The organism is Methylobacter sp. Wu8 (assembly GCF_036440755.1).
Classification (GTDB): domain Bacteria; phylum Pseudomonadota; class Gammaproteobacteria; order Methylococcales; family Methylomonadaceae; genus Methylobacter_A; species Methylobacter_A tundripaludum_A.
In genome coordinates this window covers 17899-43269 of sequence record NZ_JAZGVT010000036.1, presented here as the reverse complement: position 1 = coordinate 43269, position 25371 = coordinate 17899, and the positions used below count along the sequence as shown (strand labels likewise).

The following is a 25371-nucleotide window of genomic DNA, read 5'->3' as shown; positions in this document are numbered from 1 at the left end:
AAAGGCTAAAGGCTAAAGGCTAAAGGCTAAAGGCTAAAGGCTAAAGGCTAAAGGCTAAAGGCTAAAGGCTAAAGGCTAAAAATTGAAATACCCCTTAAACTTAAATGCAAGCTTTTTTTTGCCCTTCGCCCTTCGCCCTTCGCCCTTCGCCCTTCGCCTTTTTAATCCGTGTTCTATTACTTTCTACCAAATATCAGCGAGAAATTATTGGCAGGCATATTAATCTGTTCTTTTAATTCCAGGCCATGATTTTCCGCAGCTTTTTTCAGGTCGGCCACATCTTTCAAGCCCCATTCCGATACACCCGCCGAACTCAATGTCTGATGAAACTCTTTATTGGAATCGGTGGTAAAGGTACCTTCTACTTGGAACGGGCCGTAAATCAGCAGAAAACCATCGTCATCCAGCAAGTTTGAGGCGCATTGCATCATGCCGTCGGCAATTGAAATAGGCGCTACCTGGAAAATATTGATGCAGAAAATTGCCGCAAATGAACGGGGCGCTCCGGCATTAAACCAGGTTTCAGGATTGGTTAAATCCAGATGAACGGGATCGGCAATATTATCGTTCTTGTGATCGATTGACAGTTTCTTGATGTTATCGAACACCTCTTGATCCTTGTCGGAAGGATGGAAATGCAAATGCTCGAAATGCGGCGCAAAGTAATTGATATGCATGCCGCTGCCGCTGGCCAGTTCCAGCACGTTTCCGGGATCTTGGGGCAATTTTTCTTTTAAAACGCCGAGCAACGGCTCACGGTTGCGGTTTCCGGCCCAGGCCACATACTCGCTTAATGGATGCGGATCTAAAGGTGGTTTGTCTTGACTCATTTTCAACTCCTCGTTGTTATTAGTTGCAATTCAGATGAGAGCAAGTGTTGTGCCAGTAATATTCGCTGATATTTTCACTAAATTACAATAACTTGAGTTTTGTCTTTACCGAATACAAGAAGCTGTGCTTCAATTATGGAAAATCAACTTCACAAAACATCATGAACAACAGCACTCTTTCAGATTTAACACCGGTTTTTTTCCTGCAAACCTTCATCCTTGAGCTGATGCATGCCAGCGAACAGCAGGGCCAAAAGCACTGCGAGCAATTGATCGAACACATCGCCAAAACCGCCGGGTGCTTTTTTGAAGAAACCTACCGGGAGGAGACCCATAACAGCGAACTGCTAGACAAAGACAGTTATACCGAACTGATCCTCGGCCTTAAAAACAATATCGGCGGCAAATTCTCGCTCGCTTCCAGCGACCAAGACTGCATTACCGTGACCAACAGCTGTTGTCCTTTTGGCGACCGGGTTACCAATTTTCCTGAATTGTGCAGAATGACGTCCAGCGTCTTTGGCGGCATCGCCGCCAGAAATTTCGGCTACGCCAAGGTGGAAATCAAACAAAGCATCGCCCGCCACGACGGCAAGTGCGAAGTTTGCGTATACACCAACCCAAATGCGGCAAAAGAGCGGCCGGGAACGGAATACACGGACACGACACCGGTCAAGGAAATGCAGGATATTAACGAACTGCACTCGCGCATTGAGCAGAGTATGCAACAGATTTGGCGGCAACAAAGCAAGCAGACTGCAAAAAAACACCAGTCTCCTGCGATTATCGCCAAATCGCCGGCCATGCAAAAAATCCTGCAATCCATAGAAGTGATTGCACCAACGCCGGCAACGGTGCTGATTCAGGGTCAAACCGGCGTCGGCAAGGAATTGATTGCACGCGCGATACATGCGATGAGCGACCGCTGCAACAACCCGTTTATTCCAATCAACTGCGGCGCAATTCCTGAAAGCCTGATCGAGAGCGCGCTGTTCGGGCATGAAAAAGGCGCGTTCACCGGCGCCATCGAAGTGCATCAAGGCTATTTTGAAAGGGCCGAGGGCGGAACCTTGTTTCTGGATGAAGTCGATACACTGTCCCCCGCCGCGCAAACCCGCTTGCTTCGCGTACTTCAGGAAGGCGAACTGGAACGGGTTGGCGGCAAGCAAACCTTGTCGGTCGACCTGAGAATCATCTCCGCGACCAACAACAACCTGGAAGAACTGGTTAAACAAAACCTGTTCCGCAATGACCTGTATTACCGCCTCAATGTGGTTCGATTAAGCATCCCGCCGCTGGCCGAACGCCCGGAAGACCTGCCTTATCTTGTACAATTGATAGTGCAGCGCCTCAGCAAGAAGTATAACAAAGCGGTTGAATCGGTCAGCCGTGAAGTCATGCAAAAGATTCGCGCTTATCCCTGGCCGGGCAATGTCCGCGAACTGGAAAACATCCTTGAACGCAGCATTTTATTCGCCTCCGGCAAGGAAATGGCCCAACTGGATTTGGAACTTCCAACTGACTCGAACAATGCCGAACTATGGAAAGACATCAAGGAATACGCGATTGCCAAAGCCGAGCGATCGTTTCTTGAAAGCTCTTTAAAACAACATCAGGGCGACATCAAGAAAACGGCGGAAGACATGGAAATGACAGCCCGCGCCGTCTACACCAAGCTGAAAAAGCATGAAATTAATTTGGCGGACTATCGCAGAGCGCGCCGCTAATATACAGCTTTTTTAAAAGCGGCAAGTGCACCGAGAAAGTCTTCGTTATGTGAACGCCAGTTCAAACGTCCTGACCGCTATGAATGGGGGGTGGCGAATGCGGGCTATTCAGTCCAGGTTTGCGCATTAATAATGCGTGTCGTAAAAGCGGCTTGCGCGACAAAATCGCAAAAGGCTTTGTCGACTATCTGTTGTTCGGCGAGTTGTTGCAGGCTAAGGTTGGCATCGATACCGGCTGACTTTATCAGGATAAGCTCGGTTGCCGACAGCGTCTTAGCCAACCATGCCGCCAGGCTGTCCGAGGTTATATCCCAGCTTGCCTGTATGCCTGCGTTATCAAGTTCAATAATATCCGGCGACCAAATGACGGTTTTTTGCCGGTTTAACTGTTCTTGAATCGCCGAAACGGTATGGACAATAGCAAATCCGTGTTTAAGCCCTTTGAACAACAAGGCCATTTGCTGCATGGCTAACAGGGCCATGTGGTGCGCGGTGGTATCGTCGAATTGCCAGTGTTGTTGCGCGAGCCTGACTTGATCGGCAAACGCGCCGCCGCCGGGAACAATCACCACCGCCCTGCCCTGACAGTTTTTCTCCACCGCATCCAGGCAGTTGACGAGCACATCCGAGCGGGACAGGCTGCCGCCCAGTTTGATAATAATCATGTTATGCCAGCGGCGGTTAAATCGCGCATTACCTGACCGTAAAACGCTGCAATAAATCGAGCATGGCCGCCGCCTTGTCAAAACTCTCCTGGTATTCTTCTTCGGCGACGGAATCGTTGACGATACCGCCGCCCGCCCAGAAACGGATGGTGTTGTCCGAATGCACCAATGTCCTGATTGCAATATTGGTGTCCATGTTGCCGTTGAAACCGATGTAACCGATAGCGCCGCAATAAACGCCGCGCCGGTTGGGTTCGAGTTCCTCGATGATTTCCATGGCCCTGATCTTGGGTGCGCCGGTAATCGATCCGCCCGGAAAGCAGCTTTTTAACAAATCCAATGCGTGCCGGTTATCCGCCAGCAGGCCGGTTACCGTGCTGACCAGATGATGTACGGTGGCGTAACTTTCGACATCGAATAACTTCGGCACTTTGACCGAACCGCTCTTGCAGGTTTTACTGATGTCATTACGCAGCAAATCGACGATCATCAGGTTTTCCGCCCGGTCTTTGTTGCTGGCTTGCAGGGTTTTTATCTGCTGCAGGTCTTCCACATAATCAGTTTTTCTCGGCCGCGTTCCTTTAATGGGCTTGGTCTCGACCACGCCATCAGCCAGTTTCAAAAACCGCTCCGGGGATGAGCTTAAAATCTGCACTTCGGGCAGATTAAGATAGCAACTGAACGGGGCGGCGTTTAATTTGCGCAAGGTTTGATAGGCTGTCCACGGGTCGCCTTCGCAACCTGCTACAAACCGTTGCGTCAGATTCACCTGATAACAGTCGCCTTCCTTAAGATAGTGCTTGATCCGGTTAAAGGCGCGTATATAAAAATCCTTGTCCATATTGGACTTAATCTCGCCGACAACCTTAAAACCATGATCATCCTGTCTTGCCGGTAATTGGCTGAACTGCTTGATTAAGTCCTGCCGCTTTTGCTGATCGCATTGCCCGACCCAGTAACTTTTTTGCCGGTGATGATCGACGATGACAGCCCACTCGTAGATCCCCACCGCCATTTCGGCAATATGCTCTTCATCTTGGGCAATTGCCGGCAAGACTTCCAGTCTGCGCGCTAAATCATAAGAAAAATAGCCGATGGCCCCGCCGTTGAACGGCAAATCACCGAGATCTGTCTTCAGGTTAAAATCTGGAAATGAACGAAGCTGTTGTTTAACCAAATCAAACGGGTTTTCAGTTGATTTTAGAGTTATGCCATTGCGGGTAATCTCGGTCATCTCGCCGCGTGTAACCAGGGTGCACACCGGATCAGCCGCAATAATATCGTATCGTCCCTGGTTGCTGTGGGGAAAACCGCTATCCAAAAAAACAGCCCAATCCTTGTCTGCATAAATGGAAAACAGCTCTGCACTGTCGGAAAAATAAGGAAGAGAAGCGATAAGTTGATTCGGTGACGGCATTTAAAGGGGTAATCTGATTGAGGAGGGATTGTAATGCGTGTTGTATCGGGACTGTTTAAAGGCCGGTAGAAGACGAGACTTTTTGGGTCCCTTCTTCTACAGCAATCATTTGCTTATAAACTGCCCAAATGCACGACTGCCTTCGCCGGTTGTAATGGTATCAATCACTTTCAAGGTTCTGGCGTCGATCACCGAAACATTGCCGTCAAACCAGTTAGCGACGTAGACATGCCGGTCATCGGGATGGGTACTGACGCCTTCGGGCTTTTCGCCCACCTTAATCAGGGCGATTTCCTTTAAGGTTTCCGTATCGATAACGGAAACCGAACCATCATCCTGATTGGTCACCACCAGTCGGCTGTCATTAAGCGCCAGCGCTGTTGCATAAGGCAACATGTTGACCTTTACGGTGGCAACGGGCTTCATCCTGGCTGTTTCCACAACCGTCACATCATCGCTTTGTACATTGGCGACATAAATGCGTTCGCCTCTGGCATCGATGGTGAGTCCAAACGGATGCGTCCCAACCTGCGCGGTTCTTTTAACGTCCAAGGTCTTCAAATCGATCTGGGAAACCGAATTACTGATCCGGTTGGCGACATAGAGCCAGCGGTTATCGGGACTGACAACCAATCCTGACGGTGATTCGCCGACTGCTATCGTACTCAGTATTTGCAGACTGTTCGCATCGATAACCGAAACGGTATTCTTATACCAATCCGCCACATAAATCCGCTTGCTATCGGGTCCGACAGCAATACCCAGGGTGCCGTCATTGACCGCAACAGTGGCGATGACTTCGCGTTTTGTTGTATCGACAACGGCAAAGCCTTTGGCTTCCGGCGTACTGACATAACAATGCTTGCCGTTAGGAGCAACCGCAATTCCTGCCGGTTTGCCGGGAACGGCAATCGTATCGACCACTCGGGCCGTTGCCGTATCGATAACAGATACGCTGTCGGCCAATTGGTTGCTGATGTAGGCAAAAGGCTGGGCTGCCAGCGGCGTAGATAAAAAGGCTGTAGCGATGTAAATCGCTACAGCCTTATTGCCAAGGATGGTGTGTATGCCACTAGCCAGCCGGGAGCTGGCGTGGCGATAGTTCACAGGGAACACTCGCTAAACCTTACTTTTCAGCCAATTTTTTCAAGTTAATCAATCCTGTTTCCAACATAGCTTTCACTGCTGTGTTAGCGGCTTCTTCGTTCATTTCTTCCGGCGGGTTGTTGTTCATGTAGGCACGGTAGTAACCGGCTTTCCAGATAACCTCGGTGCTGCCGCCTTTATCGGCCAATTCGATGCTCGCTGCGTAATCATTTACCGGTAACGCTGGAACTTTTTCTTCAGCACCGGCATGAGTGATCGATTTAGATGAACTCATTTCAGTGATTTTGTATGCATAAGACATTTTCGCGTCGTCATGCTTTTTTAATTCTTCGGTAATCGTGCCGCCGTCTTTTAAGGTCAAAACACGAATCGCACCTTTTGTATTGTCGCCCTTAACGGTTGTGTTAAAAACTTCAGGATGCCAGGACATATCGCCATAATTTTTAATAATAGCCCAGACTTTTTCAGCGGGTGCATTGATGGTGATTTTCTCTTCGGCTTTTTGACGCACAGGGCCATGAGCGCTGGCTAGTGAGCTAAAAAAGAACAACAAAACTGAAACAAACAAAACGATCTTTTTCATATTAACGTACCTTCCGGGAACAATAAAAACTAAAACGGTCATTATATGACAATCACGCGCTGCAAGCATCAGCTTAAACTAACTTAAACTTAAACATAATATTAGGAAACAAGTCTGACACTAAAAGCTGTCAGTTTTTATTATCGCTTGCTGGTTTTTTTGCTGAACGGGGGCCGGCAGTGGATTTTTGAATAAAACAGAGAGGAATACCGCCCTCCCTGTAGCCATTTGAGGTTACAGGGAGGGAACTTTGATGAAGGTTATTTCAAATCAGAACAATCGGCATAAGCAGGGTGAATAGTAACCATCGAGACTATCCGATGTTGCTGATCCCGGGTATTGTCAGGACCATGCGCTTTACCCAAAGCCTTTACATGCAGTTGCTGAACCTTGGCGCCGTTCTTGACCAGCATGTCTCTGACAGTGGAGGCTCTTCTTTCCGAGAGACTTTGATTGCTTGCCGCGCTGCCGACCGTGTCGGTATAAGCCTCTATATTGACTGAAACGTCGGGATGAGCTTCCAAATATGAGCCTAGGATAGCAATTTCATGTTCCTCGTATTTATAAGGTACCGCACTGCCATCCGCGAAAAATACGGCGGAATATTGGGCTGAAACCGCCCCATCCTTAAGATGATTTTGACTGTGAACCTGCGTTAACCACTGGCACATCTCTTTTTCCGACGCGAGCCGGTGTTCCGCAGCTTCACGAGCCGCATCCAGGGCTTTTTGCCGGTCATTGATATTCCAGTAATGATCTTTTTTCCAGTGAGCTAAAGCTTCGTCGGCCTCTTCGAGTTTTTCCTCGGCTATCTCCTCATGCATGATAGCTTGGCGGTAATGACCGGCATTAGCGGCATCAATTCCCGCAGTTAGCGCCGGAATATCTTTCTGTGCTGGCGCACTGCAAGCGGCAAGAGCTGCGACTAATACGGCGAACGGCACGTAAATACATTGTTTGTTCATAACTTTATCCTTTTTCAATCCTAATCACACGTCACCTTCTCGCGAATCGACGCACGATTATATTTAATGGGTCAATGGTTATTCGCCGTCATCTAACGGTCCGTAGGTAGTCCAGTATCCCGGCACATGAAGACCAAAATAACGGCTATCTTCACTAAACCGGTTCCATACATAAGGCGGAGTAATAAAATCATCTGAAGGGATAGGTGCAGTAATCAATTCCACTACACCCACAGTCGTCCGGTTGACAGTCTCTATGACGCCACGCAACAACCCCCATGTTATTCCGACGAAAACATTTTGATCGTGACTGATATTGATAATGTTTTTCGGTATCTCGACAACACCAGTCGTTGTATTAGCTAGTCCCTGACCTATTTTAGAGCCCACGCCGGATAGATAACTCTCATCCGCATAAGCCGCTCCTGTTGACAATAATGCGCTGCAAAGTACACAGGCAGTGAAGAGGTTTTTCTTATTCATTATTGATTCCTCATGAAATGTTTAGTCCACAGGGTTTTTATAACCTTAACCGATCCGGTCATAAATCTACCCCAAAAAGGCTGGCAAGGGGATCAAAACTTAAAATTCCCTTAAGGCAACGGTATCCCAACAGTTTTGTAATGTCAAATATCCACACAGAATATGTGGACCAGTAATTAAAACCAATTGGATAGGAATTAACCTATGCCAAAGATTGGCCTTCAATAATAGCCAGCCTGTCAGACTCTATCCCTAATAACAACTCGCCTTTTAACAAACCTACCAATTCCCTACCGGCCATTTTGAAGCGCCAGCCGTGCAAAAGCGGACATTCATCATCGTCATTGAACAGCAACACTTCCAGGTCTTTGCGCGTTGCAAGAATAACCGGATTTAACGAATTTTCTTCGGCGCGTATTCTGACCAGCGCTGTTAAAATATCCAATATCGCTTCTTGTTGCTGAGTTTTTTTAGCAGGCCGGCCTTTTTCATTTAGGGGTATAGGGGGGCGATTCTTGGCCGCAGTGATGAGTTGACACAGTTCCGCACCGTAACGATTAACCACGCGTTCATTGATGCCCCGAACATTGGCCAAGTCGCCAACGGCTTCCGGTTGCAGCTTGGCCATATCGAACAGCAACTCATCGCGCAACAGCCAGCTCTTGGGACGATCTTCAGACTGCGCGGTTTTTTCCCGCCATTCGGCCAACGCTTGAACTATTGATAATTGCCTGCCGGTCAGTTTATTTTTGCCTTTAATTTTCAACCAGGCTTTCTCGGGCTTTACCTCATACAAATTCGGATTTTCCAGCTCAGCAAAGTCCCGCTCCAACCAATCAGTACGTCCCAGTTCGGCTAATTTCTGCAACATCATTTGATAAATCTTGCATAAATAAATCACATCATCCGCAGCGTATTGAATTTCCGCAGCTATCAGCGGCCGTTTGGTCCAATCGGCTCGGGTATGCGCCTTGTTTAAATTCACGTTCAACAGGCTCGAGACCAGCATCGCGTAGCCTGGATTCTCCTGAAAACCCAGCAACGGTGCAGCTATTTGGGTGTCGAATAGCGGCGCAGGTATCCTCCCGGTCAATTGATAAAATATCTCCAAATCCTGTCGGCAGGAATGAAATACTTTTACGATGGAGGGGCTGTATATGACTTCAAAAAGGATGTCCAACGACGGTAATGCTATAGGGTCAACGCACGCCACCCATTCCGGTGTCGCTATTTGCAGCAGGCAAAATTTCGGATAATAGGTTTTTTCGCGCAAAAACTCTGTATCAAGAGCCAACCAGGGCTCTTTTTTAATCTGTTTACACAGCTTAACCAGCTGATCAGGGGTATTGATATATTGTATGTTTGTCATAGTGTTAAACGAGCAGTCAGTAACGCACCGTGAAAATCATGCATTTCACGGTTAATGGTGGTTTTTCATTTTAGTGATAAGATTTGTTTTTTTGTCTTCACTTACCTATGCGATTTTGTATTATTCCGGTTACCGCTTATCAGCAGAACTGTTCCTTGCTGATTTGCGAGCAGTCTCATAAAGCGGCCATCGTTGATCCCGGCGGTGATATTGATATGATTCTAAAAATCATTAACAGGGAAAATGTATTGCCCGAATCGATCTTAATCACTCACGGCCACCTTGATCATATCGGCGCCACTGCTGAACTGGCGGCTTTGCTTTCCATCCCCGTCATAGGGCCTCATCAAGACGACCAATTCTGGATTGACGCCATTCCCGAACAATGCCGGACTTTTCGCTTCCCGGCCTGTGATTCATTTACACCGTCCCGCTGGTTAAGTCAGGGTGATATTGTCAAGGTTGGCGAAGAGATACTGGACGTTTTTCACTGCCCTGGACATACACCGGGACATGTGGTTTTTGTTCACCGCAACACAAAACTGGCTATAGTCGGCGATGTGTTATTTAAAGGCTCAATCGGTCGAACCGATTTACCGAAAGGAGATTTCAATACCTTGATTAATTCAATCAAAAATAATCTATGGCCCTTGGGTAAAGAGTTTTCTTTTATTCCCGGTCACGGCCCGATGTCTACTTTTGGGGAAGAAATGCGCAGCAACCCTTTCGTCGGCAACGCCTCCCGCATCGACTGAAGCGCCTTGCCTCTGTCTCCTTCGTAGCCGGCGGAATTTAACGCTATCTCTAGTCGATCAGATTAACGCCAATTTATTCAGCTCCGCCATTATCAGCTTGGGGAGTACGCGGTTTCCCCCTCCGCCCCCGGTAGTTGCCGCGTTTTTTATGACGTGCTTTTATCCGTTTTATATCCAGCTTATGCTGATTGATTTCCACTGCTTTTAAATGCTGGAATATATCCGGCGGCATTTCATCAGGCAACTCAACCAGCGTGTAATCACCTTGAATATTAATATTGTTGATATTGTTTTTGTCGACCCCGGACTCCTCAATCAACACCTTCTTAAGCTCTTCCGGGGTAATCTGATGTTTACATCCGACATCCAAACGATAGCGTACCATTTTAATGCCCGGCTGGGTTGCGGCAGCATTTATTAGCCCCTTATCCGCATCATCCTTTTTATTTTTGCCGTTCATCCCAATTCCGATCTTGAAGCGCTAACCGCACAACACTGTTTCAAAGCCTGTCTTGATAGATTTCCACAAAAGCCTCATCGCGCAATCTGCGCACCCAAAGCTCTGTTTCTTCCTCAATTTTCCGTTTGCGGATAGCATCTCTGACCAGGTTCTTTTTGAACTCATCACTATCATCCTTATTTTCCCGGCCTAAAACCTGAATCATGTGCCAGCCGAACTGCGTTTGTACAGGATCGCTAACCTCGTTAATGCCGAGTTTTGCCATCGCGTCTTCAAACGGCTTAACCAAATCCCCCGGCCCCACCCAATCCAATGAACCGCCTTTTAATGCAGAACCTTTATCGTCTGAATGCGCCCGTGCCAAAGCAGCAAAATCATCGCCATCGGCAATACGGGTTTTTAATGCCAGCAAACGTTTTCTTGCTTCGGCATCGTCAACCAATTCATTGGTTTTAATTAAAATATGTCGAACCTTGGTTTTGATGATCATATGATTGTCCGTGCCTTTTAGCTCTAGTACTTTAATGATATGAAAACCGCTCGGACTGCGTATCGGCTCAGACACATCGCCCTGCTTCATCTGACTGACCTCATTAACAAACAGGGTTGGTATTTCACTCTCGGTACGCCAACCCAAATCGCCCCCCTTCAGAGCATTAGCGTCATCGGACTCACTGATCGCTGTTTGACTAAAGTCTTGTCCTCCCCGCAAGCTCCCGACAATATCTTCGGCCCTGCTCATCGCTCGCTGTATCTCTGCCGATGACGCACCTTCCTTAACCGCAATCAATATATGTCCCAGATGGTATTGAGTGGCCGCTTCGCCTATTTTATCCTGGGTTTCCATATAATGTTCGACCTCACGGTCGGTAACCTTAATACGTCCGCCTATCTCTCTACTACGCAATTGATTAATGACGATTTCATTGCGGATACTATCCAAAAAGCTTTGATAGCTCATGCCCTGGCTTTCCAGCTCTGTCCTGAATTGATCTAGCTCCATGTTGTTTCTTCGGGCTATATCGGCCGCCGAGCTGTTGAGCATTTCTTCGCTGACAGTAATCCCCGCTTTTTCCGCTAATTGCCGCTGGAGTTTATCGATAATCATTTTTTCCAGCACTTGTTTGCGCAGCACATACGCGGGCGGGAGCGTGGCGTTACCTTGCTGCATTCTTTGTTCAATGACGGCCACTTCCTTTTGTAACTCTCCTTCAAGAATAACGTCATCTTCAACCACAGCGATAATGGTATCAAGAACTTCGGCATGCACTGAAAAACTGCCGAACAGTAGATTGCATAACAGCGCCGCTACAATGGCTATTTTGATATTTTCTTGTTTAATCATTTTTCGGTGCCTGATAACCATAAATTTGCTGCTGAAAAAACTCCTCCAGTTTTGTCCCGATACCGGTCAATCCTTTTAGTTCAATCTGAAAAAACACACCCGTCTGGGGTATGCCCGTCACATTGAGGGCAATTGGCGCGTTCGGATTATTTGGGTCTGAATTAATACCTATACCACTAATCCAGCGCCGTCCAATAACACGGAAACGCCAACAACAATTTTCTTTTTCCGCGCCAATAAAACTTTCCTGAGTGTTATTGTTCAGCAATGAATAACTCCAACGTCCAACAGCAGACCAATCGTTATAAATCGGCCAGTGAAAGGAAACGTCACTATTAACAATGTCATAAGGCCTTAATCCTGAAGCATCTGGATAAGTTGTATTTTTCCTGTAACGATAACCGAGATTAATAATCTCACCAGGCTCATTCTGGTAATGTATCCCGAGGTTCTGCCTGACAACCCGATTCAGATGAGGATTCCATTGCGCCCCTGAGCTAACCGATAAATGATCTGTCAATTCAAAGTTGAGATCAGTCACCAGATTCGAGAACCTATCGGTATCCGGGAAATAGCCTGGCAAAGATTCCTGATAGCCCGGCAAATTAACCTTCCTATCCTGAAAATAAGCAATCTGACCCACACTGAGCTTTAACTTTTCTCGACCGGATTTAGTATCGACCAGACGCGTTGTTAAGGCCGCCGTTAGCTGGTTAGCATCCTGCACCCTATCCCCGCCGCTAAAGCGGTTTTCCAAAAACATGCTGTTAAATGAAAAATCAGTTAACCCGGTATCGAAAACGGGGATACCACTCTGATCAGTCCTGGGGATATACAAATAAAACAATCTGGGTTCAAGCGTATGCAGATAAGATCTATTAGAAAAGTTTACATCCTTTTCTAAATACAGGCCGCTATCTGTAGAAAAAATCGGTATAGTTCTTGACATGCTGCTCGGAGCTAATGCAGCACTGTCTTTTGGGTTACTTAACGAATATTGGGTATGCTGCAAGGAGAGCTTGGGTATTAAAAACGCACTGGCAGTTTGCAACGGAAAACTGACTGACGGCCTAACACCGGCCCGCTGACCGTTCAGCAATGTGCTATGTTGAAAATATACATATTCCGTATCCATCGCCGTATTCAACGGCATAAAATCGAATGCATGATTCAAATTCAAATTAACTCGCGGCAGCGTCCGATACGGTAATCCCGCGTCGTTTATCGCTTGGTCAATCGATTCATAACTGGTCGCAGTGCCTCTTAATGAAACCCCTGTGTTTGCATAATTCAGACTACCTTGACTTACAAGATAGCTGTTGTAAGTGGACATACTCAACGCATTGCCCAAATCGATAAAATAATTTTTATCCGACACCTTGTTTAAATTCAGGTTTGAACTGATATGAGGTGTAAATTGGCTGGCATCCTTAAATCCTACCAAATAACGGGATGTATTGAGTAGACTGTCACGGGGCATATATTCCAGATCCACATTCCCTTTTGACATTTCCGTCAGGTAGCGGAATTCCCCACCCAATAAAGCGCCCCTATTTGAAAGATACCGGGGCCGTATAGTTGCATCATAATTAGGCGCTATATTCCAGTAATAAGGCATTTCCAGCCTCAAACCGCCTCGTTGCGTATTGCCGAATGAAGGCGCAAGAAAACCGGAAAGCCGTCTGTCATCAATCGGAAACGACATATAAGGCGAATAAAACACAGGCGTGCCTTTAAACTCAACCCAGGTATTTTTAGCGGCGCCTTGCCCGGTCACTTTATTCATCTTCAACTCACTCGCATGCACGACCCAGTCCTGATTGCCGGGGCGGCAGCTGGTATAAGCAACACTTTTATATCTCGTCAGACTCTTGCTTTCCCGATAAATCGTGTTCGCCCGCCCCCTGAGCGGCGTAGCCGGAGAAATAAACAAGGCCTCCCTCAATTTGGCTTGATCGGCAGCCATGTCAAGGGATGCAGACTGGCTATGCAGAGCCAGTTCATCGTCGCTGTAATAGACATTGCCCTCTAAATCTAATGCCTGAGAAACCGTGTCATAACTCGCTTTATGAGAAACCGAACTCTGATCCGCACGGGTCATTTCAACATTACCGACATAGCTGTAGATTTCGTTATCGAATATTTCCGCATAATCGGAATTAATATCCAGCGGCGATACGTCCCTCAAATCCTTTCCAGGCACAAAACTGGGCTTGGCGCCCGCGGGCGCCGCGCAGTTCTGCCAGGGATCATACTTCAATTGCGATTTAATGTTTTTAAACGTCTGCTCTTCGCCGTGGTCAAACGCCGGAGTCAGCAAACTTATGCCGGTTTCAGGCGTTTCGACAATGCGCGCCTGCCCCTTGGGATCTTCGCCGACCAACTTACAATCCCAGTTTTTATCCCCCGACTTGGCGTCGCAGGTCCAGCCTGGACGATTGGTTTCAGTTTGAAGCGATCTTTTTGGAGAACCGTCTGGCGACAAGGCGACTTGTTTAAGTTCTACATTAGCTTGTCGCGTGTCTTTGTCTGACTTGGTGCTGACCGGAAGTTTGGAAGCGGCAGCTTCCTGCTCAGTCTTTTTAACCGGGACCGGCTGTTGCTTGACGCCCCCCGGCTCTGCGACAACAGCCGGCGGAATATTCTCAATAGGCTCCGAACGAAACGGCTGTTTCTCTTTAACAGGCGTCTCCTTGGCAGTCTCTACGGGCTTGACATCCGTAGGCGCCGTTGCCCGCGCAGGTTCGGGTACGGAGCTTGCGGTTGGAGCGCTTGGCTTTACCGCGTCGGTTTTATCCACAGGCTTTTTTTCACCTACACAAACCCACTCATTGCTATCCTTGTTTTGCACACAATTCCAGAGTGCTTCACTAGCGATGCTGAAAGGCGCATAAATGGAAGGTAAAAAAAACAGTATTAAGCGGCGGCGCATAGATGGTATAAGTTCAGTAGCGTAATGGATCAAAAATCGAATAAAATGCCGGGCGCTAATTTTACCTTACTACCCCACCATTATACTAATCTATCCTAAACATCATGATGCCTGAAGACTTAAGAACAATGTTAATGTTCGACTGGCTTGAAAACGATTTGTTGCTCACCATCACCGCATGTGCGCCCGCTTCCAGCGATGCCAGTTTTCGACGTTACTTTAGAGTCCGGGTTTCAAATGACGGCATGGATGCAGGAGCCGTTAACAAACAGCAGTTTATCGTCATGGACGCTCCCCCAACCAAAGAAAACATTGAACCCTTCATTAGAATCGCCAAGCTGCTGGCGCAATCCGGGATCAACGTCCCGAACATTTTCCATCAAAACCTGACTGACGGATTTTTACTGCTGGAAGATTTCGGCAGCCAGTGTTTTCTGGACCGGCTTGATGCGGCCACTGCCGCCGACTTATATCAAACCGCTTTCGACAGCTTATTTAAACTGCAAACCCTGACGCCGGTACAAAACGCAGGGCTGCCGCATTACGACGAGCCGCTGCTGCGCAAAGAACTGGCTATTTTTGACGAATGGTTTTTAGGCCAGTTATTGGATATTCAAATCCCTGCAGCGGTTTGGGAACCGGTCCGCGCCGTTCTTACAGCATCGGCTCTGGAGCAGCCCGGCACCTGCGTACACCGGGATTACCATTCCCGCAACCTGATGGTTTTAGACAGCGATTCGCCCGGCGTGATCGACTTTCAGGACGCAGTAATCGGCCCGATCACCTACGACTTGGTGTCATTATTGCGCGATTGTTACATAGCCTGGCCTGAAGCCCAGGTTGAACAATGGCGGAATGACTATTTTGAGCGGCTACGGCAAGCCGGGCTCGTTCACTGCGGCCCCGCCCAATTTAAACGCTGGTTTGACCTGATGGGGCTACAGCGCCACCTTAAAGCTATCGGCATTTTCTCCCGCCTGCATTTGAGAGACGGCAAGTCTAACTATCTTAACGACATACCGCGCACCCTGAACTATGTCACCGCCGTTTGCGTGGCATACCCCGAGCTTGCCGAATTCAACGACTTCCTGCACGATCATGCGCTGCCTGCGCACGGCAAATGCTCAGCACCTGTGTTGAGCGCAGTCGAAGGACCTGTACTGAGCAAAGTCGAAGTATGAAAGCGATGATATTAGCAGCGGGGCGCGGCGAAAGAATGCGTCCGTTAACCGACCACACGCCCAAACCCCTGCTTCAAGCTGCCGGAAAACCGCTGATCGAACATACAATCACTCAACTGGTAGCCAACGGTTTTAACGATATAGTCATCAATCATGCCCATCTGGGACTGCAAATAGAAGACCGGCTGGGTAACGGCCATCAGTTTGGCGCAAACATAAGCTATTCACCGGAAGGCGAACATGCATTGGAAACGGCCGGCGGCATTATTAATGCGCTGCACTTATTAGGTGACGAGGCGTTTCTGGTGGTCAACGGCGATATAGCGACAGACTTTCCTTTTGCCGAACTCAAAAACCTGGCTGTCGATTTGGCCCACCTGGTTCTGGTCGATAATCCGGCGCATAATGCACAAGGCGACTTCGGCCTGGACAAGGACGGACTGCTCGTTTCCAGCAGCGCTGAACGATTCACCTTTAGCGGCATCGGACTGTATCGCCCGGAACTGTTCCACAACATACCTAAAGGCCCCAGCAAGCTTGGGCCGTTATTACGCCGGGCCATGACAAGCGGCCGGGTTTCAGGACAGAAAACGGACGGCTTCTGGATGGACATAGGCACACCGGAGCGTTTGCAAGAACTGGACTTTTATTACACCCAACAAAGGTAAAGATCATGACTGACCACGTTTACAAAAAAATAGAACTGACCGGCTCTTCAACCATCGGCATGCAGCAAGCTATCGAAAACGCCATCGGCAAGGCGTCAAAAACCATCCACGACATGCGCTGGTTTGAAGTTGTCGAAACCCGCGGCCACATAGAAAACGGCAAAGTCGCACACTGGCAGGTCACCGTTAAAATCGGCTTTGCGCTGACTGAATAAACTCAATCGCCGATGAACAAGCAACCGGACAAAAGCCCCAATACCGTATGGCACCGCGCCACCGTCACCCGGCAACGCCGCGAACAAAAAAACGCGCATAAATCGGCAGTGCTCTGGTTTACCGGCCTGTCCGGTTCCGGCAAATCGACGCTGGCCCATGCGGTAGAGGAACACTTGCATCAATACGGCTTAAACACGTTTGTTTTGGATGGCGACAATGTACGTCACGGCTTGTGCAGCGACCTCGGCTTTAGCGATAAAGACCGCAAGGAAAACATCCGCCGCATCAGCGAAACCGCCAAGCTGTTGCTTGAAGCGGGCGTAATAACGCTGACCGCGTTCATTTCTCCGTTTAAAACGGAACGCGCCATAGCAAGAAGCCTGATGCCGGATGGCGATTTTATTGAAATCCACTGTTTTTGCCCGTTACCGGTTTGCGAACAACGCGATGTCAAAGGCCTGTATAAAAAAGCCCGGCTAGGTGAAATCAAGGAGTTCACCGGCATATCCTCGCCTTACGAAGAACCGGAAAATCCTGATTTAAGAATCGACACCAACCTGCTTACGCTCGAAGAAAGCGTACAGCAGGTCATATCACTGCTACGCGTTCGAAATATCTTGCCCGCAAAGGAATGAACCATGAACTTCGATGTCTTCAATGGCGATGCCGACGGCATTTGCGCCCTGATTCAACTACGCCTCGATCAACCGCTGTCAGCGAAGCTCGTCACCGGCATCAAGCGCGACATACAGTTACTGGATAAATTCAGCGCAAGCTCCGGCGATCGGATCACGGTACTGGATATTTCCCTGCAAAAAAACAGCGCGCGGGTTAACGAGTTTTTAAATCAGGGCGCACATATTTTTTATGTCGATCACCACCAACCCGGCGATATTCCGAAACATCCCCATTTAAAAGCGTTGATTAACACCGACAGCGCGGTCTGCACCAGCCTGTTGGTTAATCAGCACCTGAACGGCAAATACCCGTTGTGGGCCATAACCGCAGCTTTTGGCGACAATTTAAACCGCAGCGCCGAACAGCTGGCCGCAACCCTGAATCTCAACCCAACAGAACTCGAAACCCTGAGAGACCTGGGCATCTACATCAACTATAACGGTTACGGCAGCTGCATAGCCGACCTGCATTTCGCCCCGGACGCACTGTATCGGGAAATGGCGGAGTTCCAATCCCCTTTTGACTTCATCAGCGGCAACCATGACATCTTTACGCAACTGAAACAGGGCTACCAGGAAGACATGGCGAATGCCGAACTCATCACCCCGGAATACCAAAGCAACGCCGTCGCCGTCTTCATACTGCCGGACACCATCTGGGCAAGACGCGTTAACGGCGTTTTCGGGAATTCCCTGTCCAACCTTCACCCGGCCAGAGCCCATGCGGTCATCACCCATAACAGCGACAACAGCTATCAGGTCGGCGTCAGAGCGCCGCTATGCAACAAAACCGGCGCCGACGAGCTATGTTCAGCCTTTCCGAGCGGCGGAGGGCGCAAAGCCGCGGCGGGCATCAATCATTTGCCCGGCGATCAGCTGAGTATTTTCATCAAAAAGTTTGAGGATTTTTATTCCTGAGTAGCTGTTACAATGCGGGTAAAAGGCTTACTTTTTAAATTGAACACAACGGAACGCCGATAACGCGGATGAATAATTTTTAGCCTTGCTTAAACCGTTATCGCCGTTCTATTTTTGGCCACTGAATAATAACTACAATCTTAAAGACCGCCGGAATCGACACGCATGAACTCACTGACCGCCCCCTCCCAGCCTGCCCCATCCATCTCTGATCGACTGGAACAATTACAACATATCAACCTGCAACTTGCCGCGCTGGGCCAGCCGACTTGCGAAGTCGAAAACGACCCGCAATACCTCAAGATTGCCGGCGGTTTGTTAAAAAATTATTTCCAGCAACGCCGCCTGCTGGCGCTGGCCAAATACCGTTGCCCGGCCGACCAACGCATACAGGATTTTCTTAACAGTTACCTGGTTGAAAACGGCATAGCCGAAGCCGTCAACTTGCCGGGCGAAACCTTTGTACTGGAACAAAAAGGCCTGGCAAGGGAACTGTCCCTGCCCTTCCAGCATAACGAATTTCATTCGGCTTATATCGACTCTTACCGGATACAGCAAGGCGTGCTGCATAACCCGAAAAATGACCGCCGCACCACCAAAGGCGTGTTCCATATCGCCGCAGGCGGTCTTCCTGTCCCGGCCGATAAAAACGAAGTACCGGTGACGGCTTACGCGGCGCTGCTCCGCACTGCGCTGACGCCTCCTTCCGATCTTTTAAGCCTGCCGTTTACCGGCGGCCAAGCCAACGCCGCAAAACTCTGGGTATCGTCGCTGCTCAGACCTATCGTGAGCCCGGAAGTTTCCGCCGCCATGCCGGTCAAAACCATGGAAGTGCGGTTTTTTGCGCCCGGCGGACTGGTTGCCAACCTGGATTTTGTCGAATCGATTTTCGGCAACGCGGGCGACCCGTTCCTGCCCGAAAACGATGCCGCGCTGGACATTGAACACTGGACCGGACACACCGGCTGCATCATTCTTGCGCCGCACCTCGTTCATTGCCGGAAAAAAGAACTCGGCCTGCCGCATGTTGATGACGCGACCGAGCGCCAGCGCAAAGACGGCATGTGCTGGCAAAACGCGGACGAGCTGTACAATAACGGCCAGCCCTTTAAACTGGTGTGCCGCAACATGCAGGGGGTTATCGTCACCGTCATCGCCGACAACTATTTCGGCTACAGCAAAAAGGAAATCAAGTCCCATATCAGCTACTCGGCCAACCTGTACGGCGGCGCAGAAGAGGAGCATTCGGGCGGCGCGCTGGCCTTCCCTAGGGTCATTCTGGGCGAGATATTTTTGCCGCATACCTCCTATATCGGCGAGCATTATTCTTTCGATAAAGTCTGCCGGCAACTGTCGTCGGTCATAGAGCCTCAAGACGAAGGCTATGCTATCGACAAAAACTATCCCGACATCATTTATATCCCTAATTCGGCAAAGTTCGATATTCAACAGCAGCAAATCAGCTGGACGCATCACCGTAAACCGCAAACGCTTAAACTGCTGTTCGGCCAAACTTACGTTTATCCCAACGGCTTTAAAATCCACATGGAACGCCACCCTAATGCGCCCAGCTGGCGCTTGATCGGCACCCACCAGGAAGGCACTTTCTGCCACAAACCGAGCACGGTATCCGGGGGCGGCAAATCGGAGATTTCCAAGTCGATTGCCGGAGCGATCATTTCCGGTCCTGTTTTTGTCGACGATTTCGATAAAGACATGGACATAGTCACCGCTATATTCAATCGCGATTATTCCACCCGCTTCCGCGATCCGGCCCTGCACGGCGTCGACCACCGCCCCCTGCTCAGCAATGAACGCACCCTGGGCTCGGTGATCAAACTGCTGACGCCTTCCGAAACCCAATTTTCGGACGCCCACAACCAATGGCTGGCAACCATACCCCAGCATATCCTGGCCGTGGCGCTGATGATTAAACGCTTTTACAAGCAGGAATGGGGGCCAGACTGGAGGAAACATTTTTCCGTCGATATGGTCAACAGCTATCCCGGCAACGAACTGAAGTTCCAAGGCCGCAAACTGATCGCCAGTTACCTGCGCGTGGGCTTCGACGAAAAAGGCGCGTGGCGGGTATTCAAACTGCGGCAGGATTTTATCGCCTCGGCCAAGGTCCAGCTGGAAGACGATATTTCCGCGTCCACCGTCGTGCCGACGCGTTACCTGTGCGGGCTTAATCCCGATTATAAAAACCCCAGCGTCAAACTGGTCGAAAACTGCGAACAAAGTTTTTTTCAGCGTCCAGACGATGCGATACACCGGGGTACCGATTTACAGACCGAACTGGATTTTTCGCGCACCGACAATTTCATCTCCAACTTCCAGCCGCTGACCGCAGAGGACGCGCGCGAGTTTATCGAAGACGTGATCCACTTCGACGAATTCAGCGAGCCGATGCAAAACGTCATCCGTCAGGCGGTCAACGGCAAGAACGGCGAATACTTCGTCTCATCGGCGCATCCCCGGCTGGTGGACGGAAAGCCCAGCCAGAACGTCCGTTACCTGCAACTTCGCCCCGATATAGCCAACCCCAAAATGCGCTATATCGCCGAACTGTCCACCCGCCTGGCGCGGGGTCTTGACGCCGACCAGACCGTTTATTTCCCGGTTAACGAAGTATTGACCGGACGGCGCAACAATCCCGCCGACCTTGAATCGGGCATCCGGCCGCTGGCGATCTATAACCCGATCCACTATCAGGAACTGCCTGAGCTGTTTATGGATTTCATTTGCAGCCTGACCGGGAAATCGCCGTCTACCACCGGCGCGGGTTCCGAAGGCGCGCTGACCAAAGGCCCGTTTAACGCCGTATCGGCCACCGCCGACCTGAACACCGCACTGGTTTCATTCATCTTGTGCGGCTACGACGGCTTTTCCACGGCCGCAGGTTTCATCGGCTCCAAACGCCGGATCGATCACGACATCAGCCTGCTGATTCCCGAGATCTGGTCGCGCCTGCCGGTCACCCAGCGCGATCCGCAGTACATGATCGAACAGGGACAGCTGGAGAAACTGGAAGATTTCGAATACGAAGGCCGCACGGTTTATCAAAGCCGGCTGGGCTATCGCATTACCGAAAAGTTTGTGCATACCAACTTCGGCAAAATGTTCGATTACCCGACTGCGGTATTCGACGAAGCCATGCTGAAACCGGAAACCCAGGACATGCCCAGCTATGTCGACGGCATCGACAATGTCTACGAAGCGCAGCAGCGGGTGGCGCAACAATACTTTCAGGACGGTTCCATCAGTGACGCCTGCCCGCCATTAAAAGCATTGCTGCACATCATGGCCGAAGGCCACTATACGGGCAAAACCGCCAGCGACCCGGCTATTCGGGCGATGTTCACCCGCGACAGCTTGCTGCAAAGCGACTGGTATCAACAGCGTCTTGAAATCAAACAGCAGCGCGAAAGCACGCTTTGGCAACAACACAAAGCTTATATCCAGCAACAATTGGCGGCAACGGAACAGCACGACTCAGCCAACCGCGCCGACTTAAACCAAAAACTCGAAGCGACCGAGCGCATGCTGGCCGAAATCAACGATCCGGCTTACCTGCAACAACTGCAAGGGACTTTAGGCGCGGATTGGGTGCATCATTCCTAGGACTGAAGCTTGTCGTTCCCACGCTCCGGCGTGGGGATGCAGTTCGGGACGCTTCACTAAACTTAGCCTAAAAAATCGCTGATAAACCCTGCAAAACAAATACGACACCAATACCCTGCTTACAGCTTAAATCGCGACCTCGATAGTTCCGCCAAATTCCGCAACCATTCCCAGACTGCGCTGTCGCCGGTGATAGACGCTAACCCGCCCAACAATATCGGCATATTCATGTTCCCTGTTGACTGAAATCCCCCAATCAAGCCTCTCTCAACGCCATCAATAGCTCAACCCGGCCCTGACCGCTATTCTGGACGCATTTCGGGCAGGCAAATAAGCCGCCAGCACAGCCAGCATCAGCACAAAGCCTAACCAGGACCCGGCCGACAACAGCGAAAAAACAAAATCCAGATGTATGCCCAGCATGGTTGTTCCCAGTTTTTTGGCTAACGGTTCGGCGACCAGAAAGGCGGCCGGAATGCTGATTAGCCAGGCCAATAAACCATGAAACAAACCCTCGAGTATGAACAGTTTGAAAATGGCCGACGAACTTGCGCCGATGGCGCGCAGTACGCCTATCTCACGGGTGCGTTGCAATACGCCGATAGCCAGGGTTCCTGACAGACCGATCGCGCCGACAACGGCAATCATTACCGCCAGCCCCAACAGCATGCCGGTAATCGGTCGGAACTGGTTTTCGGCAAACTGGCGTTGTTCCAGTTTGGCCAGCGTAGTGTAAAAATCCAGTTTGATATGTTGCTGTTGGAATGCGGTTTTTAATGCATCAACATAGATTTTTTCTTCCGCCAGGGAATGAATATCCGCTGACAGCAGCGCAAACGAATGCCTGCGTTCGTTCAAGTTACCCGGCTGAATGGTGCTTAACGGCGCATAAACCGGTTCCACGGCATAGCCGGAACCGGCAAACCAGCGATATAGGCCGATGACCTGCCATTCGTGAGCCGGTTGTTGCATCAGCTTGGCGCTGAGCGTATCGCCGACGTGAATGCCGTTTAGTTCGGCGGTCTCGGCGTTGATAACCAGCCGGTTCTGACGGTCATCGGCTCGGTCGAGCCAGCGTCCGGCGACGATTAGCGGGCGATACATCGAGGTATCGGTGGGTAACGCGATCATTTGCACGCCCAAGCTGCCGGATTGCCGTATCACCTTGTCGCGCAGGAACAGCTCGGCAGGCAGGCGGTTCCAGAATTCCACGGCGGCGGTTGGCGGGATGTTGCGCACGATGTCTTTGACGATTTCGGCGGGCTGGTCTTGCGTAAATCCGACGCGGACGGCATAGCGGCTACGCGCCAATTCGTTGTCCAAGGTCAGGTTAATCGACGCAATCAGGCTCATGATGACGATGAACAGCACGCCGGCAATAATCAGCACGCTTTGCGTCCACAGCAATCGCGCTTTGCGGCGCAGCAAATTACCCAGCGCGACGGCGTAAAGCGTCGGCAACAAAGCCGCGGCGGCGCGCTCAAGCCAGCGGTCAAAGCCGCGACTGACAAAATCCGCGCCTAATCCGTAACTGGCAATGGCCTGCCTGACCGACATCGAGGCGCCTTTCCAGACCGGCCACAACGCCGCCAGCAACGGTGCGAGTAAACCGCCTGCAATCATCAGATACAAAGCTTGCGATGAATAGACAAAGCCGTTCAACCCGATATTGAACACATCCAAAATCCAGCGGCTGCTGTAAAAAGCGCCTGCCCAACTCAACGGTACGGCGATCAGCAACGCGATCAACGACAGAATAAACACTTCGGACAAATAGAGGTTGGCGATTGTCCGGCGGCGCGCGCCCAACGATTTCATAATACCGATCTGGTCGGTTTGCTGGGTAATCAACGCGGCAACAGTGTTTAGGATCAATACCGAACTCAATGCCAGCGATGCCCATGCCATGACGGTCAACACCAGGTGAATGCCGGAAAAAATCGCCCGGCCCCAATGCCGGTCGGGATTTTGCAATAACGTGGCGTTGACGGCTATGCCCGATGCCGCCAGTTTTGCGCGGATTTCACCGGCGATATGACGGGTTTTTTCCTCGCTGTACGGCGGCTTTATCTGCACCAGCAACTGCCTGAAGGTATGCGCGGGTATGCCGAAAACCGGAGCCAGTTCCGGCGCGATAAAGAAATGCAACGGCCCGCCAAACGCAGGCGGCTTAACAAACGGATGCCGGATAATGCCGTTGATAGCCAGTTTTTCCGCGCCGTTCGCGGTGATAAATTCGATGTTGTCGCCGCTGTTAAGCCCGGCAAATCGCGCAGACAAGCGTTCGACGGCAATGCTTTTGCCGCGTGGAAAACTGCCCGACAATAACGTCATGCGGTCGTATTTTTGATCTTGATAATCGGTTCGGAACAATACTGTCCCGGTTTGCGATTGCGTCGCCCCAGGCGTTTTAAATTGCGCGGTAATCTGGGTCAAGGTATCGATATTGGCAACGCCGTCGATGTTTCTAACGGTTTCGGCGACGGCGATATCGGCGTCCTGCTTGAGCATCAGGCTGATGTGCGACGGTTGCGACTGCCGATGCGCGTTGTCCATGCCGCCCAGTTGCAGGTCCATCATGCCCAGCAGCGTGCCGATCACAAACAAGCCTGTCGCAATGCTGGAGATTGCCAGCAAAGTCCGGGATTTATGAGCGAGTAAATCGGCGCTGACTTTTTGCCGGAGATTGGCGTTGAAAATCATGCGGTTGACTGTTGTTTGGACAGGTACTGATCGTCGTGAATACGTCCGTCATGGATAGCGATGCGGCGCGAGGCGGATTGCGCCAGGTCTTCGTTGTGCGTCACCATCACCAGCGTTTTCCCTTGGCGCTGCAACGCTGAAAACAGTTCAAACACGCTGTCGGCGGTCGCGGAATCGAGATTGCCGGTCGGTTCGTCGGCGACAATCAAAGCCGGATCATTAGCCAAGGCGCGGGCAATGGCTGCGCGTTGTTGCTGTCCGCCCGACACTTGCCCCGGCAATTGTTTGGCTTGTTCGTCCAATCCCACCAAGTTAAGCAAATATCGCGCTCGTTCCAGGCGTTCCCGCTTCGGCAGTTTGCCGACAAAATCCATAGGCAGCAGGATGTTTTGCAATAGATTAAGCGAGGGCAATAATTGAAAAAACTGGAACACAATGCCGACATTCGTCCCGCGCCAAATCGACAATTGCTCTTCCCGCAAGCGGTGCAAGGCGCTGCCGTTGACCACGACTTCGCCCCGGCAAGGACGATCGATGCCGGTCAGCAGATTCAATAAAGTCGATTTGCCGTTCCCGGAAGGTCCGACGATCGCAACAAATTCCCCGGCGGTAATGGTCAAGGAAATGTCATGTAAAACAGGCTGCTTTAACTGTCCCAGCGTATAGGATTTATGAATGTGGGTGAGCTGGATGATATTTTGCACGGCAAAAGGCGTATTAATAATGGTGTTATTCTGAAAAGATGG

Annotated in this window: 21 protein-coding genes; 8 read left to right on the top strand and 13 right to left on the bottom strand. The window is 50.2% G+C overall.

Features of this window, described 5'->3' with window-relative positions; genetic code table 11:
• Nucleotides 1-176: 176 nt before the first annotated feature.
• The gene (locus V3O24_RS02665) at nt 177-830 is read right to left on the bottom strand and encodes a DUF938 domain-containing protein (RefSeq protein ID WP_104424018.1); all 654 of its coding nucleotides are present in this window, start codon (nt 828-830) and stop codon (nt 177-179) included.
• A gap of 161 nt (nt 831-991) precedes the next feature.
• Between V3O24_RS02665 and V3O24_RS02660 the strand changes: the two genes are divergently transcribed.
• Nucleotides 992-2557 carry a sigma 54-interacting transcriptional regulator gene (locus V3O24_RS02660; RefSeq protein WP_331306077.1) on the top strand — a complete coding sequence of 522 codons (1566 nt, stop codon included), beginning with the start codon at nt 992-994 and terminating at the stop codon, nt 2555-2557.
• 104 nt (nt 2558-2661) lie between these two features.
• Here the strand turns inward: V3O24_RS02660 and V3O24_RS02655 are convergent, their stop codons facing one another.
• From V3O24_RS02655 to rnd, 7 genes are all read right to left on the bottom strand, one after another.
• Nucleotides 2662-3222 (bottom strand): uridylate kinase, encoded by a 561-nt coding sequence (locus tag V3O24_RS02655; protein ID WP_331306076.1) that lies wholly within the window; start codon nt 3220-3222, stop codon nt 2662-2664.
• Between the two features lie 28 nt (nt 3223-3250).
• Nucleotides 3251-4639 carry an aminodeoxychorismate synthase component I gene (gene pabB, locus V3O24_RS02650; protein ID WP_331306075.1) on the bottom strand — a complete coding sequence of 463 codons (1389 nt, stop codon included), beginning with the start codon at nt 4637-4639 and terminating at the stop codon, nt 3251-3253.
• 105 nt (nt 4640-4744) lie between these two features.
• A complete protein-coding gene (locus tag V3O24_RS02645; protein WP_331306074.1) occupies nt 4745-5746 on the bottom strand; it encodes a cytochrome D1 domain-containing protein in 1002 nt (333 codons plus the stop codon).
• 19 nt (nt 5747-5765) lie between these two features.
• On the bottom strand, nt 5766-6329 hold the full coding sequence (locus V3O24_RS02640) for an SRPBCC family protein (protein WP_331306073.1): 564 nt from the start codon (nt 6327-6329) through the stop codon (nt 5766-5768).
• A gap of 260 nt (nt 6330-6589) precedes the next feature.
• Nucleotides 6590-7294: an OmpA family protein gene (locus V3O24_RS02635; RefSeq protein ID WP_331306072.1), complete on the bottom strand. Its 705-nt coding sequence runs from the start codon at nt 7292-7294 to the stop codon at nt 6590-6592.
• 78 nt (nt 7295-7372) lie between these two features.
• On the bottom strand, nt 7373-7777 hold the full coding sequence (locus V3O24_RS02630; RefSeq protein WP_104424025.1) for an exosortase system-associated protein, TIGR04073 family: 405 nt from the start codon (nt 7775-7777) through the stop codon (nt 7373-7375).
• Nucleotides 7778-7979: 202 nt separating this feature from the next.
• A complete protein-coding gene (gene rnd, locus V3O24_RS02625; protein ID WP_331306070.1) occupies nt 7980-9146 on the bottom strand; it encodes a ribonuclease D in 1167 nt (388 codons plus the stop codon).
• Nucleotides 9147-9253: 107 nt separating this feature from the next.
• Here rnd and V3O24_RS02620 point away from each other — a divergent pair, with 107 nt between their 5' ends.
• Nucleotides 9254-9901, top strand: a complete 648-nt coding sequence (locus tag V3O24_RS02620) for an MBL fold metallo-hydrolase (RefSeq protein ID WP_331306069.1) — start codon at nt 9254-9256, stop codon at nt 9899-9901.
• Between the two features lie 73 nt (nt 9902-9974).
• Here V3O24_RS02620 and V3O24_RS02615 read toward each other — a convergent pair whose 3' ends face one another.
• From V3O24_RS02615 to lptD, 3 genes are read right to left on the bottom strand one after another with little or no spacing between them, the layout of a single operon-like run.
• The gene (locus V3O24_RS02615) at nt 9975-10361 is read right to left on the bottom strand and encodes a DbpA RNA binding domain-containing protein (protein ID WP_104424028.1); all 387 of its coding nucleotides are present in this window, start codon (nt 10359-10361) and stop codon (nt 9975-9977) included.
• Between the two features lie 40 nt (nt 10362-10401).
• Nucleotides 10402-11706: a peptidylprolyl isomerase gene (locus V3O24_RS02610; RefSeq protein ID WP_331306068.1), complete on the bottom strand. Its 1305-nt coding sequence runs from the start codon at nt 11704-11706 to the stop codon at nt 10402-10404.
• The gene (gene lptD, locus V3O24_RS02605) at nt 11699-13909 is read right to left on the bottom strand and encodes an LPS assembly protein LptD (RefSeq protein WP_331306066.1); all 2211 of its coding nucleotides are present in this window, start codon (nt 13907-13909) and stop codon (nt 11699-11701) included. The genes V3O24_RS02610 and lptD overlap by 8 nt, the downstream gene beginning before the upstream one ends.
• An 863-nt stretch (nt 13910-14772) precedes the next feature.
• Here lptD and V3O24_RS02600 point away from each other — a divergent pair.
• The 6 genes from V3O24_RS02600 to V3O24_RS02575 all read left to right on the top strand — a co-directional run bounded on the left by V3O24_RS02600 (nt 14773) and on the right by V3O24_RS02575 (nt 21922).
• Entirely contained in the window at nt 14773-15819 is a 1047-nt protein-coding gene (locus tag V3O24_RS02600) for a phosphotransferase (protein ID WP_331306065.1), read from the top strand.
• Nucleotides 15816-16487 (top strand): N-acetylmuramate alpha-1-phosphate uridylyltransferase MurU, encoded by a 672-nt coding sequence (gene murU / locus V3O24_RS02595; protein WP_331306064.1) that lies wholly within the window; start codon nt 15816-15818, stop codon nt 16485-16487. The genes V3O24_RS02600 and murU overlap by 4 nt, the downstream gene beginning before the upstream one ends.
• A gap of 5 nt (nt 16488-16492) precedes the next feature.
• Nucleotides 16493-16702 carry a dodecin gene (locus V3O24_RS02590; RefSeq protein ID WP_104424033.1) on the top strand — a complete coding sequence of 70 codons (210 nt, stop codon included), beginning with the start codon at nt 16493-16495 and terminating at the stop codon, nt 16700-16702.
• Between the two features lie 12 nt (nt 16703-16714).
• On the top strand, nt 16715-17338 hold the full coding sequence (gene cysC, locus V3O24_RS02585) for an adenylyl-sulfate kinase (protein WP_331306063.1): 624 nt from the start codon (nt 16715-16717) through the stop codon (nt 17336-17338).
• Between the two features lie 3 nt (nt 17339-17341).
• Complete coding sequence (locus V3O24_RS02580) at nt 17342-18298, top strand: DHH family phosphoesterase (protein WP_331306062.1); 957 nt, start codon at nt 17342-17344, stop codon at nt 18296-18298.
• A gap of 165 nt (nt 18299-18463) precedes the next feature.
• Nucleotides 18464-21922 carry a hypothetical protein gene (locus V3O24_RS02575; RefSeq protein WP_331306061.1) on the top strand — a complete coding sequence of 1153 codons (3459 nt, stop codon included), beginning with the start codon at nt 18464-18466 and terminating at the stop codon, nt 21920-21922.
• Nucleotides 21923-22198: 276 nt separating this feature from the next.
• Here the strand turns inward: V3O24_RS02575 and V3O24_RS02570 are convergent, their stop codons facing one another.
• Nucleotides 22199-24625 (bottom strand): FtsX-like permease family protein, encoded by a 2427-nt coding sequence (locus V3O24_RS02570; protein WP_331306060.1) that lies wholly within the window; start codon nt 24623-24625, stop codon nt 22199-22201.
• Nucleotides 24622-25329 (bottom strand): ABC transporter ATP-binding protein, encoded by a 708-nt coding sequence (locus tag V3O24_RS02565; RefSeq protein WP_104424038.1) that lies wholly within the window; start codon nt 25327-25329, stop codon nt 24622-24624. Before V3O24_RS02565 ends, V3O24_RS02570 begins: the two co-directional genes overlap by 4 nt.
• Nucleotides 25330-25371 lie beyond the last annotated feature (42 nt).

What these genes read in the sequence shown, in the direction of transcription:
- V3O24_RS02665 (WP_104424018.1), bottom strand. Translation starts at nt 830, where the DNA reads ATGAGTCAAGACAAACCACCTTTAGATCCGCATCCATTAAGCGAGTAT.
- V3O24_RS02660 (WP_331306077.1), top strand. Translation starts at nt 992, where the DNA reads ATGAACAACAGCACTCTTTCAGATTTAACACCGGTTTTTTTCCTGCAA.
- V3O24_RS02655 (WP_331306076.1), bottom strand. Translation starts at nt 3,222, where the DNA reads ATGATTATTATCAAACTGGGCGGCAGCCTGTCCCGCTCGGATGTGCTC.
- pabB (WP_331306075.1), bottom strand. Translation starts at nt 4,639, where the DNA reads ATGCCGTCACCGAATCAACTTATCGCTTCTCTTCCTTATTTTTCCGAC.
- V3O24_RS02640 (WP_331306073.1), bottom strand. Translation starts at nt 6,329, where the DNA reads ATGAAAAAGATCGTTTTGTTTGTTTCAGTTTTGTTGTTCTTTTTTAGC.
- V3O24_RS02635 (WP_331306072.1), bottom strand. Translation starts at nt 7,294, where the DNA reads ATGAACAAACAATGTATTTACGTGCCGTTCGCCGTATTAGTCGCAGCT.
- V3O24_RS02630 (WP_104424025.1), bottom strand. Translation starts at nt 7,777, where the DNA reads ATGAATAAGAAAAACCTCTTCACTGCCTGTGTACTTTGCAGCGCATTA.
- rnd (WP_331306070.1), bottom strand. Translation starts at nt 9,146, where the DNA reads ATGACAAACATACAATATATCAATACCCCTGATCAGCTGGTTAAGCTG.
- V3O24_RS02620 (WP_331306069.1), top strand. Translation starts at nt 9,254, where the DNA reads ATGCGATTTTGTATTATTCCGGTTACCGCTTATCAGCAGAACTGTTCC.
- V3O24_RS02615 (WP_104424028.1), bottom strand. Translation starts at nt 10,361, where the DNA reads ATGAACGGCAAAAATAAAAAGGATGATGCGGATAAGGGGCTAATAAAT.
- V3O24_RS02610 (WP_331306068.1), bottom strand. Translation starts at nt 11,706, where the DNA reads ATGATTAAACAAGAAAATATCAAAATAGCCATTGTAGCGGCGCTGTTA.
- V3O24_RS02600 (WP_331306065.1), top strand. Translation starts at nt 14,773, where the DNA reads ATGTTCGACTGGCTTGAAAACGATTTGTTGCTCACCATCACCGCATGT.
- murU (WP_331306064.1), top strand. Translation starts at nt 15,816, where the DNA reads ATGAAAGCGATGATATTAGCAGCGGGGCGCGGCGAAAGAATGCGTCCG.
- V3O24_RS02590 (WP_104424033.1), top strand. Translation starts at nt 16,493, where the DNA reads ATGACTGACCACGTTTACAAAAAAATAGAACTGACCGGCTCTTCAACC.
- cysC (WP_331306063.1), top strand. Translation starts at nt 16,715, where the DNA reads ATGAACAAGCAACCGGACAAAAGCCCCAATACCGTATGGCACCGCGCC.
- V3O24_RS02580 (WP_331306062.1), top strand. Translation starts at nt 17,342, where the DNA reads ATGAACTTCGATGTCTTCAATGGCGATGCCGACGGCATTTGCGCCCTG.
- V3O24_RS02575 (WP_331306061.1), top strand. Translation starts at nt 18,464, where the DNA reads ATGAACTCACTGACCGCCCCCTCCCAGCCTGCCCCATCCATCTCTGAT.
- V3O24_RS02570 (WP_331306060.1), bottom strand. Translation starts at nt 24,625, where the DNA reads ATGATTTTCAACGCCAATCTCCGGCAAAAAGTCAGCGCCGATTTACTC.